This is a genomic window from Peptoniphilus gorbachii, assembly GCF_016908115.1.
GTDB lineage: Bacteria > Bacillota > Clostridia > Tissierellales > Peptoniphilaceae > Peptoniphilus_A > Peptoniphilus_A gorbachii.
In genome coordinates this window covers 74,516-88,384 of record NZ_JAFBDH010000005.1, presented here as the reverse complement: position 1 = coordinate 88,384, position 13,869 = coordinate 74,516, and the positions used below count along the sequence as shown (strand labels likewise).

General features: G+C 33.0%; 16 protein-coding genes. 13 read left to right on the top strand and 3 right to left on the bottom strand.

Annotated elements, in window-relative coordinates:
- Positions 1 to 67 precede the first annotated feature (67 nt).
- Entirely contained in the window at positions 68 to 826 is a 759-nt protein-coding gene (locus tag JOD41_RS05925) for a prolyl oligopeptidase family serine peptidase (RefSeq protein WP_239541076.1), read from the top strand.
- Entirely contained in the window at positions 826 to 1,686 is an 861-nt protein-coding gene (locus tag JOD41_RS05920; protein ID WP_205051994.1) for a polyphosphate kinase 2 family protein, read from the top strand. The genes JOD41_RS05925 and JOD41_RS05920 overlap by 1 nt, the downstream gene beginning before the upstream one ends.
- Positions 1,687 to 1,788: 102 nt before the next feature.
- Here JOD41_RS05920 and rd read toward each other — a convergent pair whose 3' ends face one another.
- The gene (gene rd, locus JOD41_RS05915; protein WP_205051993.1) at positions 1,789 to 1,950 is read right to left on the bottom strand and encodes a rubredoxin; all 162 of its coding nucleotides are present in this window, start codon (positions 1,948 to 1,950) and stop codon (positions 1,789 to 1,791) included.
- A gap of 167 nt (positions 1,951 to 2,117) precedes the next feature.
- Here rd and JOD41_RS05910 point away from each other — a divergent pair, with 167 nt between their 5' ends.
- The gene (locus tag JOD41_RS05910; RefSeq protein ID WP_205051992.1) at positions 2,118 to 2,510 is read left to right on the top strand and encodes an ATP-binding protein; all 393 of its coding nucleotides are present in this window, start codon (positions 2,118 to 2,120) and stop codon (positions 2,508 to 2,510) included.
- 91 nt (positions 2,511 to 2,601) lie between these two features.
- Here the strand turns inward: JOD41_RS05910 and pepD are convergent, their stop codons facing one another.
- On the bottom strand, positions 2,602 to 3,993 hold the full coding sequence (gene pepD / locus JOD41_RS05905; RefSeq protein WP_205051991.1) for a beta-Ala-His dipeptidase: 1,392 nt from the start codon (positions 3,991 to 3,993) through the stop codon (positions 2,602 to 2,604).
- A 7-nt stretch (positions 3,994 to 4,000) separates the two neighbouring features.
- Entirely contained in the window at positions 4,001 to 5,227 is a 1,227-nt protein-coding gene (tyrS, locus tag JOD41_RS05900; RefSeq protein ID WP_205051990.1) for a tyrosine--tRNA ligase, read from the bottom strand.
- 203 nt (positions 5,228 to 5,430) lie between these two features.
- Here tyrS and JOD41_RS05895 point away from each other — a divergent pair, with 203 nt between their 5' ends.
- The 10 genes from JOD41_RS05895 to JOD41_RS05850 all read left to right on the top strand — a co-directional run bounded on the left by JOD41_RS05895 (position 5,431) and on the right by JOD41_RS05850 (position 13,869).
- Positions 5,431 to 6,621 (top strand): NAD(P)H-hydrate dehydratase, encoded by a 1,191-nt coding sequence (locus tag JOD41_RS05895; RefSeq protein WP_205051989.1) that lies wholly within the window; start codon positions 5,431 to 5,433, stop codon positions 6,619 to 6,621.
- 132 nt (positions 6,622 to 6,753) lie between these two features.
- Positions 6,754 to 7,011: a hypothetical protein gene (locus tag JOD41_RS05890; RefSeq protein ID WP_205051988.1), complete on the top strand. Its 258-nt coding sequence runs from the start codon at positions 6,754 to 6,756 to the stop codon at positions 7,009 to 7,011.
- A 10-nt stretch (positions 7,012 to 7,021) separates the two neighbouring features.
- The gene (locus JOD41_RS05885; protein WP_205051987.1) at positions 7,022 to 7,294 is read left to right on the top strand and encodes a hypothetical protein; all 273 of its coding nucleotides are present in this window, start codon (positions 7,022 to 7,024) and stop codon (positions 7,292 to 7,294) included.
- 134 nt (positions 7,295 to 7,428) lie between these two features.
- Entirely contained in the window at positions 7,429 to 7,776 is a 348-nt protein-coding gene (locus JOD41_RS05880; protein WP_070611768.1) for a type II toxin-antitoxin system PemK/MazF family toxin, read from the top strand.
- A 146-nt stretch (positions 7,777 to 7,922) separates the two neighbouring features.
- Positions 7,923 to 8,675, top strand: a complete 753-nt coding sequence (locus JOD41_RS05875) for a WecB/TagA/CpsF family glycosyltransferase (protein ID WP_205051986.1) — start codon at positions 7,923 to 7,925, stop codon at positions 8,673 to 8,675.
- Positions 8,676 to 8,686: 11 nt separating this feature from the next.
- Positions 8,687 to 10,636: a transketolase gene (gene tkt / locus JOD41_RS05870; protein ID WP_205051985.1), complete on the top strand. Its 1,950-nt coding sequence runs from the start codon at positions 8,687 to 8,689 to the stop codon at positions 10,634 to 10,636.
- Positions 10,637 to 10,694: 58 nt separating this feature from the next.
- Positions 10,695 to 11,597 (top strand): DMT family transporter, encoded by a 903-nt coding sequence (locus tag JOD41_RS05865; protein WP_205051984.1) that lies wholly within the window; start codon positions 10,695 to 10,697, stop codon positions 11,595 to 11,597.
- Positions 11,598 to 11,698: 101 nt separating this feature from the next.
- Positions 11,699 to 12,778: a hypothetical protein gene (locus JOD41_RS05860; protein WP_205051983.1), complete on the top strand. Its 1,080-nt coding sequence runs from the start codon at positions 11,699 to 11,701 to the stop codon at positions 12,776 to 12,778.
- Between the two features lies 1 nt (position 12,779).
- Positions 12,780 to 13,658 (top strand): mechanosensitive ion channel domain-containing protein, encoded by an 879-nt coding sequence (locus tag JOD41_RS05855; protein WP_205051982.1) that lies wholly within the window; start codon positions 12,780 to 12,782, stop codon positions 13,656 to 13,658.
- Complete coding sequence (locus JOD41_RS05850; RefSeq protein ID WP_019108051.1) at positions 13,645 to 13,869, top strand: DUF951 domain-containing protein; 225 nt, start codon at positions 13,645 to 13,647, stop codon at positions 13,867 to 13,869. Before JOD41_RS05855 ends, JOD41_RS05850 begins: the two co-directional genes overlap by 14 nt.

Below are 13,869 nucleotides of genomic sequence, written 5' to 3'. Positions count from 1 at the left end.
ATAAAATTTTTATTTTAGATTTATTTTGGATATAATGTAGGTGAGGTGTATTATGGAGTATTTAAAAATGAATTATTCAAATATAGAAGAGACAAAAATAGGTCATGTGCCAGTTCTTATTATTGAGCCAAAAGAAAAAACAGATAAGACTATAGTTTTTTATCATGGCTGGGGATCTAATAATGAAAGGCAAATTTTTAGAGCCAATATTTTTGCAAGTTATGGATATAGAGTAGTTCTTCCTGAAGCAAGATATCATGGAGATAGAAATGATTTAGATCTTGATTATGGGGATAAAGAAATTGAAGCAAAATATATTTTAAAAGTTATTATGCATAATATTGAAGAGGCGCCTTCAATTTTTAATTTCCTAGAGGAAAAATATCCAGAAAGCAAAATTGCAGTTGGCGGTCATTCTATGGGAGCCATAACTGCTGGTGGTCTCTATGCTTTTAAAAAGGATTTAAAAATGGCATTTATCTTTAATGGAGTAAACAACTGGGAAAAACTTGTAGATTCAGTAAATAAAATTAAAAATCAAGATAAAATCAAGGAAGAAGAATTTAGAATCAATGAGTTTTTCTTAGATATGGATCCAATGAAAAGTCCAGAAATTTTTAAGGATAGACCAATAGTTTTATATAATGGCGAAGATGATGATGTAATTGATCCTTCTGGTCAAGAATCCTTTGCCAGGGAAATAGAAAAAGTTTATAAGGACAAAAAACTTTTGGATTTTCAAATTTTTGAAATGACTTCCCATCAAATAACAACTCAAATGCTTGAAGCAGCAATTATTTTTTCAAAAGAGAGGGCGAATTTCTAATGAATACTGAAAAATATTTAGTAAAAGAAAAGAAAAAATTAAATTTATATGATGTGCCAACTTCTTATCATGGAAAACTTGAAAAAAAGGAAGTTAAAGAAGTTTTAATTCCTAAAAATATTGAGAAAATGCGTGAATATCATGAAAGGCTTTACGCAGAAAACAACCAAGCACTTTTAATTGTCCTTCAAGCTATGGATGCAGCAGGAAAAGATTCCTTAATAAAACACATTATGACAGGAGTAAATCCACAGGGGACAAAGGTTGTATCCTTTAAAAAACCAAGTGAAAATGAACTTGACCATGACTATCTGTGGAGAGTTGCAAAAAATCTTCCTCCTCGTGGCGAAATTGGAATTTTTAACAGAAGTCATTACGAAGATGTTCTTGTATCAAGAGTTCACAAGCTTGTCTTAGACCAACCCTTCCCAAAAAATTTAGTTACTAAGGATATTTGGGAAAATAGATTTGAAGAAATAAATAATTTTGAAGAATACCTATCCAACAATGGAATAAAAATTGTAAAATTCTTCCTTCATGTTTCTAAAGATGAACAAAAAGAAAGACTTATGGAGAGAATTGACAGGCCAGAAAAAAATTGGAAGTTTGCATCATCTGATATCACAGAAAGAGAATATTTTGACGATTATATGAAGGCCTATGCCGACATGTTAATTAACACTTCTACAAAAAAAGCACCATGGTATATTGTGCCAGCTGACAGAAAGTGGTTTTCAAGATATTTAGTTTCAGAAGTAATTGTAGAAAAATTAAAGGAAATGGATCCACAGTTTCCAGAGCTATCAAAAGAAGAGCTAGATAGCTTAGACAAGTGGAAAAAAATTTTAGAAGAGAATTAATAAAAGGGCCTCTTTATTAAATATAAAGAGGTCCTTTTATAAAATTATTCTTTTATAAAATTTTTACAAAAAAAAAGAAGGCACAAGCCTCCTTTAATTTTATTATTCAGCTGGTTCAAAATCAGATTTTTCAGCTCCACAAAGTGGGCATACCCAATCTTCAGGAAGTTTTTCAAAAGGTGTTCCTGCTTTTATACCATTTTCTTCGTCGCCTACTGCTGGATCATAAATATATCCGCAAAGTGAGCATTCGTATTTTTTCATTTTATCTTCCTCCTAATAAAATTTATTGCTTTTTCAAGCCTATTTCCATTATAACAAATTGCTAAATATAATACAGTAAAATTTTAAAATTAATAAATTTATGCAAAATATTTTGAGTTTAAAGGGCAGAAGTATTGGGTAATTTCTAAGTAGATGGAGTGAGAACTATGGATACTTTATATAGATACAAAGGATTTGTTAATAGCGATTTATCATTAATAAAAAACTTTTTAGATTCAGCTATAAGGGATTTAAATCCCTTTATTAGAGACCAAGAAAAATTATTTGATATTAAAGTTATTTTAAATGAATTAGTTGTAAATGGTGCCATGCATGGCAATGAAGAAGATCTAAACAAAAAAGTCTTTTTAAAACTAATTTTGGATAAGAATTCTTTAAAGATAATTGTAAAAGACGAAGGAAGAGGCGTGGATTTTGACACATCTCTATATGATTGTACCCAAAAAAGATGTAATGGCAGAGGTCTTTTAATAGTTGAAGCACTTACTGACCAATTAATTTTAAATGACAACGAAGTAATAGCCATAAAAAATTTATAAACCAATATATATTTACTACATAGAAAACCCCTAGGGGTTTCTTTTTTTGCAATAAAAAAAGGCTGCCTCGCGACAGCCATAATTTTTTTTATTAAAGAGCCTTTAAGACTTTTACAAGATGGTCATAAACTCTCTTTGTTGAAGAAATTGAAAGATTTTCCTTTTGTGAGTGAGCTCCTCTTATGTCTGGTCCTATAGAAATTATGTCAAGATCCCTATTTTTTTCGAAGAAGACGCCACATTCAAGTCCACCGTGAGTAAACTCTTCTTCCATTTCTTCTCCCTTCATTTCCTTGTAAATGTTCTTTACGATTTCTCTAAATTTAGATTCTTTTCTGTATTCCCATTCAGGATATGGGTTTTCAAATTCAGCTTCTGCGCCAAATTTTTTCACAATGTCTAAATAAATATTTCCAAAATCTTCAGAAAGTGAAGAAGATGCAAATCTAAGTGAAACGAAAACTTCTACTGTGTCATCAAGAAGTTTTGCTATGGCAAGATTTGATGATGATTCAAGAACTTTTTTAGCTTCATTTATAAAAGTGTGAGGGCCAGTTGGAAGTTCTAGTAAATATTTTGCAAGCTTTTCTGTGTCTTCTGCTGTCACTATTTTACCTTCATGAGAAATTTTTTCACATTCTATAATTAATTCTCCCTCAACGCCCTTAAATTTATCCTTGGCAAATTCTATTGCTTCTTTTAATTTATTTTCCTCGCACACAAGAGAAACTTTTCCTTCTCTCGGGATTGCATTTTGTTTTGTGCCGCAGTCAAGGGAAATTAATTTTGCATCGTCAACTTTATTTAAAATTTCTGCAATAACTTTTATCATGTTGCCCTTGTTGTTGGCAATTTCCATGCCAGAGTGGCCGCCTAAAAATCCGTGAAGCTTAAGTGAGAAGGCTTCTCCTCTAAAGTCTTCTCTTTCAACTTTTAATTTTGAGTGAAGTAATTTTCCACCGGCAGATGAAACTGTTAGGATGCTTTCTTCTTCTGAGTCTATGTTTATTAAATATTTTCCTTCAAGATATTTTGCCTCAAGGTCCTTTGCTCCATGCATATCAGTTTCTTCAGATACAGTTACAATAATTTTAAGGGGACCATGTTCTTCTTCTGCAAGTGCCATTGCCATGGCAACACCAATTCCGTCATCAGCTCCAAGAGTTGTATCATTGGCATGAAGTTTGTCGCCATCAACAATTAGTTCAATGGGATCAGTTGCAAAATTGTGTTTTGAGTCCTTGCCCTTTTCGCAGACCATATCCATGTGACCTTGCAAGATCACCTTTTCTCTATCTTCCATGCCCTTTGTTGCAGGCACTTCCATAATTATATTTAAAGATTCATCTTGAAAAACTTTATAGCCAGCATCTTCTCCAAATTTTTTTAAAAAGTCAGAGACAGCTTTTTCATTTCCTGATTCTCTAGGAATTCCTGCTAATTTTTCAAAATAATCAAAAACTTTTTTTGGTTCTAAATTCATATTAACCTCACTTTAAAATAACCTTGTGGTAAACTTTCTTGCCCTTTCTAATAATAATTTCTCCATTTTTGAAATCATCCTTAGTAAGTTCAAGCTTAGGGTCACTTATTTTTTCATCGTCAAGGGAAACTCCGCCTTGAGTTATTAGTCTCCTGCCTTCAGAATTTGTCTTAATAAGGCCAAGTTCAGTCATTAAATTTAAAATTCCAACAGGTTCAGCAAATTTTTCTGCTGGCATTTCTGTTGCAGGAATGTCTTCAGAATCTTTTTCTCCACCAAAAAGTGAATGTGAAGCATCAAGGGCAGCCTTAGCAGCTTCTTCGCCGTGAACATCTTTTACAACTTCGTAAGCCAAAGCTTCTTTTGCCTTATTTATTTCTGCACCTTCTAATTTTTCGTATTCAGCAATTTTATCAAGTGGAAGCATAGTTAGAAGCTTCATAAATTTAATTACATCACGATCGTCGCAGTTTCTTAGGTATTGGAACATTTCGTATGGAGTAGTTTTTTCTGGGTCAAGCCAAATTGCTCCAGCCATAGTTTTGCCCATTTTGATACCTGCTGCAGTAGTTAAAAGTTTAAAGGTCATGGCATAAACTTTGTCATTTTCTAATTTTCTTACAAGTTCATAGCCACCTAAAATATTTGACCATTGGTCTGAGCCACCAACTTCTAGCTTGCAGTGGTGCTTTCTGTATAGATACAAGAAGTCATAAGACTGCATAAGCATATAAGAAAATTCAAAGAAAGTAAGACCTTGTTCCATTCTGTTTTTGTAGCAGTCAAATTGTAGCATCCTATTAACAGAGAAGTGAACACCAATTTCTCTTACAAATTCCAAGAAATTTAACTTTAAAAGCCAGTCGGCATTGTTTTCAATGATGCCCTTTCCTTCAGAAAAATCTAAAAATTGTGAAATTTGTTCCTTAAATCTGTTGGCATTGTAGTCGATTGTCTTTCTGTCCATGAGAGTTCTCATGTCGCTTTTGCCAGATGGGTCGCCAATAGTTGTAGTTCCACCGCCAAGTAGAGCTATTGGAATATGACCTGCTCTTTGCATGTGTTGCATTACTCTAATTTGAATGAAGTGACCAAGAGTAAGAGAATCTGCAGTTGCATCAAAGCCAACATAAAAAGTTACAGGCTCTCTGCCAAGCATTTCTCTAAGTTCATCTTCATAAGTGCATTGGTCCAGGTAACCTCTCTCACTTAAAATATCATATACATTTTCCATAAATTCCTCCAAAAAAATAAAAAGAGACCGGGGGATGAAAGGACGCATTCGTGGTACCACCTTTCTTCGCCGAGGCCTCAAAAATTATTAGACTCCAATATTGTAATTCAGCTTCCGCTTACTGTATATCTTCACCGTCTTATATTCATGCTATTTATGATATAATAATCGAAAATAAATAAATTGTCAAATGGGGTGAGACTTTGATAGGCATAGATATAGTAGAAGTAAATCGAATAAAAAAAATAATGGCTGACCATGAAAATTTTCTCGTAAAAGTTTTTAACGAAGATGAAATAAAAAGAATAGAGAAGAGAAAAAATCCTTATGAAAGGGTAGCAGGAATGTACGCTGCCAAGGAAGCAGTGGCAAAGGCAATGACTACGGGAATTGGTAAAATTTCCTTTCACGATATAAAAATAAAATACATAGAAAATACTCCCTACGCAGAAGTTTTTGACAAAAAATTTTATATTTCTATTAGCCACGAGAAAAACTATGCAGTGGCTGTGGCAAAATTATGTGAAGATGATCTTGCAAGAAAAAATTTTGATGAAAAAATAATATTAGATAGAGAAATAAAAGCCCTTTGGAAAAATAGAGATGAGGAAACTCACAAGGGTGACTTCGGAAAGATTGCCATAGTGGGCGGCTCTCTTGGCATGACTGGTTCATCCTATCTGTCATCTAATGCAGCCCTAAAAGCAGGGGCAGGTCTAGTCTATAACATAGTGCCAAGAGAAATTTTTGACATCATGTCCATAAAATTCATTGAGCCTATTGCAAAGTCCTTTGACGACCTAGATGAAATGGAAAAATTTTTAGGAGGACTTGACTGCCTAGCTATGGGACCAGGCATGGGTCTTGGCGAATATGCCAAAGGTGTTTTTGAAAAAATAATAGGGACAGAAAAAAATCTCTTAATAGATGCTGACGGACTAAATATTTTGTCAAAGAATCTAAATTTATTGGAAGAGAGAAAAAATTTTACTACAATTTTAACTCCCCATGAAGGAGAATTTGCTAGGCTAACTGGCTTATCCCTTGAAGAGATAAAAAATAATCGCGAAAGACTTGCTCTTGATTTTGCAAAAAAATATAAGGTGATTTTGGTTTTAAAGGGACACAAGACTATTGTCACAGATGGCGAAAGGGTCTATATAAATAAAACTGGAAACTCTGGCATGGCAAGTGGAGGCTCAGGTGATGTCTTGACGGGAATAATTTCTGCCTTTATGAAAAATTATGACCTGTTTGATGCGGCAAGGCTGGGAGTTTATGTTCATGGACTTTCAGGTGACATTTACGCAAGAAAAAATTCCAAGACCAGCCTAAGGGCAAGGGACTTAATAGAAAACCTAAGCACAGTATTTAAAAATTTTGAAGAAAAATAAATTTGTGTGTTTTTTTGATTTATAATAAAATTAAAGTAAGGTAACCCGAACTCTGATTAAATGTTTACATGTAAATATTAAAAGAGCCGAAAATTAATTTATTATAAAAATGAAGGTAGATGAAGAAATTTTATGAAATCATATCCATTTAAGGTTCATGCCTTTTGGCAGATCCTAAACATTTTTGTCCTAATTACAATGTCAGAGTCTCTCAAAAATCATAGAAGTCCAATAATTGTAGCCTTGCCCGGTTTGTTGGATCTTGTTTTAAATTTGATTTGGATAAAAAAAGAGAGGGACAATTGGAGCAAGGGATACAAAATAGCCATGGGTATTTATGTAGTAGTTTTAATTTTATTTACAATTTTCATGGTTAGGATGTCAATGTAAAGGAGTTATTATGTTTAAAAATAGAAAAATACTTTTTATAATTTTATTTGCCCTAGATCTTTTTTATACATATCTTGCAATCACTGGAGTGGCACATTTTTTGCAACAGTTTAGAGGACCAATCTATGTACAAGTTCTCTGGTTTGTAGTAGTTTTTGCACCGGCAATTGTTCACTACCTACCAGGAGGAACAAAATATAATTTAAAGGAAACAAGGAAATATACAATTCCTTTACTTATTATGATTGCAATAAATTTTGTCATGCCAATGTATTTGAAATAAATTTATTAAAAATTTGTAAAAAATAAAATTAATTTCTATTATTTGTATATATTTATGAAAATTGTGATAGAATGTTATAAAGGTTGTTCATAGTTCAATCTTTAAAATCTCTCTCGCCTAAAAGGTGAAAAATTATGATGATAAAAAGAGGGGATATATTCTATGCCGACCTGTCTCCAGTTATTGGTTCTGAACAGGGAGGAGTAAGGCCCGTAGTTGTTGTTCAAAATGACATTGGTAATAAGTACTCGCCTACTACAATTGTTGCGGCAATTACATCTCAACTTAACAAGGCGAAGTTACCAACCCATGTTAATGTGAGAGCTAAAGATGTTCCGCTTCCAAAAAATTCTGTAATTCTTTTGGAACAGTTAAGGACAATCGATAAAAAGAGGTTGAGAGAGAAAATTGGTAAATTCGACAAAGACGTTATGGATGAGGTTGACGCTGCAGTAAAAGTAAGTTTAGCGATGAAATATTGAACAGCATACATATTTAAAAGACTAGGTCTCCTTTGATCTAGTCTTTTTCTTTTGAAAAAAATTCTCTAAATTCTTTAGCGTTTGCAAAATTATTTATTTATAGAAATAGGGCTAGCTATGTGATAAACTTATTAGCGGAGAGATATATGGAAAAAATAAAAATTTTTGGAGTTGAAATTTTTAACATTGATAATAAAGAGTGTGAAAATATTTTAAGAGACTTCTTAAAGACAGAGGGTCTTAAAAAAATTTACACGCCAAACACTGAGATTGTCATGGCAGCCAAGAGAGATGAAAAGCTTAGACATTTAATTAATTCTGGCGATTTAATTTTAGCTGATGGCATTGGTCTTATCCACGCATCAAAGATGAGAAAGAAGCCTTTAAAAGAAAGAGTCACAGGTTTTGATACTTCTATTAAACTTCTTGAGCTGGCAGATGAGATGGGACTTAATTTATATTTTTTAGGTGGCAAGGAAGGTGTGGCAGAAGATGCTGCAAAGTCCGTCAATGAAAAGTATAAAAATCTTCATGTGGCAGCTTATCACAATGGCTATTTTAACTCTAAGATAGATGGCGAGACATCGCCGGAAGAAAAAAAGATAATTGAAGATATAAATGCTAATGACATTGACATCATCTTTGTCGGTTTTGGGTTTCCCCGTCAGGAAAAGTGGATTGACGAATTTAAAGATGATTTAAAAGCAAAAGTTATTATTGGAAATGGTGGAGTCCTTGATATTTTATCTGGCAGGGCAAATAGGGCCCCAGAGATTTTTATTAAGCTTGGGCTGGAGTGGCTCTACAGGCTTATAAAAAACCCATCTAGGTTAAAGAGGCAAATTGATTTGCCAAAGTTTTTGTTAGCAGTTATGAGAGATAAAAATTCAGTTGAGTGAGGAGTGGAATTTTGAATATCGAAAATAAAGCAGTTAATACTATAAGAATGCTGTCAGTGGATCAAATTGAAAGTGCAAACTCAGGTCACCCTGGTCTTCCACTAGGTGCTGCCCCAATGGCTTATGCACTTTTTAAAAATCACTTAGTAAGAGATTCTAAGGATTTAGATTGGAAAAATAGGGACAGATTTATCTTGTCTGCAGGACATGGTTCTGCTCTTTTATATTCTCTTTTCTATCTATTTGATTACGGTTTAAGCCTTGATGATTTAAAAAACTTTAGACAACTTGATTCAAAGACTCCAGGTCATCCAGAGTATAATCACACTAGGGGAGTTGAAGCAACTACTGGTCCTCTTGGTCAAGGCATTTCTATGGCAGTTGGAATGGCCCTTGCAGAAGAAAAACTTGCAGCCCTTTACAACAAAGATGATTTAAAACTTGTAGACCACTATACTTATGCCCTAGTTGGCGACGGATGTTTAATGGAAGGAATTTCCAACGAAGCATCTTCCCTTGCAGGCACTTTAAAATTAAGTAAATTAATTGTCCTTTACGATTCAAATAAAATTTCCATTGAAGGCTCAACTGACCTTGCCTTCTCAGAAGATGTGAGAAAGAGATATGAAGCTCTTGGCTGGGACACTTTCCTTGTAGAAGATGGAAATAATTTAGATGAAATAAATGAAAAAATTGCAGAGGCAAAAAAATCAGAAAGACCGGCACTAATTGAAGTGAAGACAAAAATTGGCTACGGCTCACCTAGAGAAGACTCTGCAAAGGCTCACGGCGAACCACTTGGTAAGGAAAATAGAAAGTCAACTCGTGAATTTTTTGGACTTCCTGACCAAGATTTTTATGTGGCAGATGATGTTAGAGACCACTTCAAAAAAATCGTGGAAGAAAATACTAAAAAAGCTACTGAAAAGAAAAAAATTGAAGAAGAATATGCAAAGAAATATCCAAAGGAATATGAAGACTATAAGGCAGCCTTTAGTCCAGAAAAAAAAGAATTATTAGAAGATTCCTACTACGATTCCTTCGAAAAGGACATGGCAACTCGTAGCGTATCTGGAGAAGTTTTAAATAAAATTGCAAAAGATAATATTCACATTTTTGGTGGCTCAGCAGACCTCGGTCCATCAAATAAGACTATGTTAAAGGGAGAAGAATATTTTTCAGCTGAAAATAGATCTGGCAGAAACTTAACTTTTGGCGTTCGCGAAAATGCCATGGGAGCCATCACTAATGGAATCCTACTTCACGGCGGACTAAAAACTTATGCGGCAACATTTTTAGTATTTAGTGATTATTTAAAACCAACAATTAGACTTGCTGCCCTAATGAACTTGCCAAATGTCTACATCTTTACTCACGACTCCATTGGAGTTGGAGAAGACGGGCCTACACATGAACCAATTGAACACTTGGCAATGCTAAGATCAATTCCTGGTGTCATTGTTTTAAGACCAGCTGATGGAAGAGAAACTGCAGCAGCGCTTAACCTTGCCTTTAATTCTAAGAGCACACCTGTTATTCTTGCTCTTTCAAGACAAAACTTGCCACAACTTGAAAACTCATCTAGAGATATTATGAAGGGCGCCTACATTATTAAAGAAGAAGAGGGCGAACTTGAAAAAATTGTAATTGCAACAGGTTCTGAAGTTTCACTTGCTCTAGAAGCAGCCAAAAACTTAAAGGGAGTGCGTGTAGTTTCAATGCCTTCTATGGAACTTTTTGATGGGCAATCTTCTGAATACAAGGAAAAAATTCTTCCTTCAAATATTACTAAGAGGATTTCTCTTGAAGCACTTTCATCCTTTGGCTGGCACAAGTACATTGGAATGAAGGGCATGGCAATTTCCATTGATACCTTTGGTGCAAGTGGAAAAGGCTCTGAAGTCTTTGAAAGATTTGGCTTCACAGCAGAAAATATTAAGAGAAAGATAGAAGAACTTTAAAATAAAAAATAAAGGAGGGCAACCTCCTTTTTTATTGGAGAAAAAGGAAGAGGTAAAGATGAACTTAATTAAAGAAAAAAAATGGGCAATAATTTTATCGCTCTTTGTAATGTTACTTTGGGGTTCTGCAATTCCTCTAATAAAAGTGACTTACCTTCATGCAGGCATACTTCCTGATGATACTGGTGGGAAAATTTTAATTGCAGGAATTAGATTTTTTATGGCTGGCATATTGACCTTTATTTACTTTTTAATTTTTAACAAGGAAAAAGTAGAAAGAGAAAAGATAAATTTTAAATTTATATTTTTACTTGCTATGATACAAACCTGTCTGCAATACATGTTTTACTACATTGGACTTTCTAACACCTTAGGCTCACTTGCAGCAGTTATTCAAGCTTCCAATGCTTTTCTAATTGTTATATTTTCAGTAATTTTTATAGGAGATGAAGAACTTACAGCAAGAAAAATAGCTGCCCTAATTATTGGCTCTATAGGAATACTCATAATAAATTTAAGAGATGTAGGTGGCTTTAACTTTAATCTTACAGGCGAAGGATTTGTTTTAATTGCAACAAGTTTAAATGCCTTAGCCTCAGTTTTAATAAGAAAATATGGAAGAGGACAAAATGCCTTATTAATGACTTTTTTGCAATTTCTTATTGGAGCAACTCCACTTATAATTATTGGTGCTATCACTCATAAGTCTAATGTAAACTTTGACTTTGTCTTATTTTTAATGTTATGCTATGGAGCTTTTATTTCGGCAACAGGTTTTACAATTTGGACATCAATACTTCAAGCACATAGCTCTAGCGAATTTGGAATTTATAAATTATTTGTGCCAATTTTTGGGACAATTTTATCTATTTTAGTTCTTGGAGAAGAACTTACAATTTATATAGTTTTTGGACTAATATTTGTCTTAATTGGAGCCCTAGTTTTAAATAAAAAAATTTAATAAATCTAAGTATTTTAAGAGATGTGCCAGCATCTCTTTTTTGTTGCAAAAAAATGCAAAAATAAAATTATAAATGTTATAATTAGTTTGGGAGTGATATTTTGAAATTAAAGAAAAATCACGCAATAATTTTAGCTTTATTATTAATCTTTTTTGGATTTATATATTTTAATCACAAAAATTTTTCTAAGGACAGAACCATAGTTAGACTTAAAGGTGTAAGTGTTAATGAACCAATAAAGGATTTTAGCATATCATCTAAGTCAGTTTTTTTGTGGACTGATTCTGTTTTATACATAACAGATAGAAATGGAAATATTATAAAAAAAATACAAAGAGAAGATGAAAATATGGAGGCATTTTTTGCTAACAATTACGCTTTTTTGTATGAAAAAGACTTAGGTAAAGTTCACATGTATTCTGAAATGGGTGAACTTCTTTCAACAACAGATGTAAAGGGAGAAGTTTTTAATATTACTTACGAAAATGCAAATATTATTTTTCATGTAATCGATGATAAAAACGAAATTTTGTATTTAATGGGCAATGATTCCACTTTGACAGAAATTTACAAAACTGGAAATCAAATTTTAAGTCATGATATTTTAGATTCAAAAAATCTTTGTGTGGCAGAGATAAAAAATGATGCCAGTGGTTATTCTTCTATTCTTTATTCTCTTCACAAGGGAAATAAAAAAAGCCAAGCTTTGAATCATGAAATTGCATTTTTTGTGAAAAAGGACAAAAGATCTGTACTTGCACTTACAGATAAGTCAATTTATAGATTTATGGATGAAGGAAAAGTTTACGAGGAAAAAATCCCGAATGTATCTGATGTTTTAGTAGAGGGAAGAGATACTTATATTCTTCATTCAGGAATAATAACGAAATACAATTATTCTCTAAAGGCTGGCGAGAAAAAAATTATTGCAGCCAATGTAAATAAAATGGAAAATGTCTCTGGTTCAATTTATGTTTATGGACCAAGTGATGTTGGTGGAGAAATAGGAAATCGGGGAGAGTTTTACACAAGACTTGGATATTCTCTGGACAAAATTAAAATCAACGGACTTTTAATTGGCGCCCTTAGAAATGGAGAGCTAAATCTTTATTCTGTAGTTAATTCAAATTCAGTGAGAGAAGATGACAATAAAATAGAGACAACTTATAAAGAGGTGTAAAGTGAATTTAGAAAAAAATACTGACGCTGTTGCAAATGAAGCAGATAAGGCGCTTCAGTCAACCTTTGCTGGACTTGGCTCTTGGCAAAGACTTGCTGTAGTGGGAGCCATAATAATTGGAATTTTTATAATTATTCAGGTCCTAGATGGTTTTATTAATAGACAATTAAATTCAGAAAAAATAAAGGCAAAAGGATCCTACAACAGGATTGTAACTCTTACAAATATTATAAAGAAAATTTTAAAAATAGTTTTAATTTTTGTAGGCATAACAATAATCATGAGCGCCTTTAAAATTTCTATTGCACCAATTCTTGCAACTCTAGGTGTATTTTCACTGGCAATAGGTGTTGGTGCACAAAGTCTTGTAAAGGACTTTATTAATGGTTTTTTTATTATTTTTGAAGACCAATATTCTGTTGGTGATTTAGTTGAAATAAATGAAATTGAAGGAATAGTAGAAGACCTTGGTCTTAGAGTCACAAAAATTCGCGACTTTAGTAAAATTCTTCACATAATTCCCAACAGCAATATTTCTGTTGTTTCAAACAAACAAAGGGCAAATGTTAGAACTAGAATTGACTTTTATTTAGATAATTCTTCTGATCCTTCTTTTGTAGAAGAAAAAATAAATGAAGCTCTTAAAAAATATAAAGATAGCAAAGAATTAATACTTGGGCCAGATCTTTGGGGAGTCACTGAAAATGGCAAGGATGCTTATAAAATGAGCCTAGTTTACTATACAAAGCAGGGTCAACAGTATGAACTTGAATATGCAATTAGATCAGAAATTTTAAAGACTATGCAAAGAGAAAATATTAAAATGCCAATTGTTAGAAATGAATTAATTAAAAGGGAGGATGACAATGCTTTACTATAATCTTGGAGACATTGTAACACTTAAAAAGGGACATCCCTGTGGTGAAAATAGATGGGAGATTGTGAGAAAGGGTGCAGATATCAAATTAAAGTGCCTGGGATGTGAAAGACTTATTTGGATGAGTCGCATGGATTTTGAAAAAAGGGTTAGAAAAATTTTAGAAGATGATAAATTTGTTAGTATAGTCCATCATAAGAAAGAAGGAGAATAG

Coding starts and splice junctions, on each gene's coding strand:
- JOD41_RS05925 (WP_239541076.1), top strand. CDS start 68: ATGAATTATTCAAATATAGAAGAGACAAAAATAGGTCATGTGCCAGTT.
- JOD41_RS05920 (WP_205051994.1), top strand. CDS start 826: ATGAATACTGAAAAATATTTAGTAAAAGAAAAGAAAAAATTAAATTTA.
- rd (WP_205051993.1), bottom strand. CDS start 1,950: ATGAAAAAATACGAATGCTCACTTTGCGGATATATTTATGATCCAGCA.
- JOD41_RS05910 (WP_205051992.1), top strand. CDS start 2,118: ATGGATACTTTATATAGATACAAAGGATTTGTTAATAGCGATTTATCA.
- pepD (WP_205051991.1), bottom strand. CDS start 3,993: ATGAATTTAGAACCAAAAAAAGTTTTTGATTATTTTGAAAAATTAGCA.
- tyrS (WP_205051990.1), bottom strand. CDS start 5,227: ATGGAAAATGTATATGATATTTTAAGTGAGAGAGGTTACCTGGACCAA.
- JOD41_RS05890 (WP_205051988.1), top strand. CDS start 6,754: ATGAAATCATATCCATTTAAGGTTCATGCCTTTTGGCAGATCCTAAAC.
- JOD41_RS05885 (WP_205051987.1), top strand. CDS start 7,022: ATGTTTAAAAATAGAAAAATACTTTTTATAATTTTATTTGCCCTAGAT.
- JOD41_RS05880 (WP_070611768.1), top strand. CDS start 7,429: ATGATGATAAAAAGAGGGGATATATTCTATGCCGACCTGTCTCCAGTT.
- JOD41_RS05875 (WP_205051986.1), top strand. CDS start 7,923: ATGGAAAAAATAAAAATTTTTGGAGTTGAAATTTTTAACATTGATAAT.
- JOD41_RS05865 (WP_205051984.1), top strand. CDS start 10,695: ATGAACTTAATTAAAGAAAAAAAATGGGCAATAATTTTATCGCTCTTT.
- JOD41_RS05850 (WP_019108051.1), top strand. CDS start 13,645: ATGCTTTACTATAATCTTGGAGACATTGTAACACTTAAAAAGGGACAT.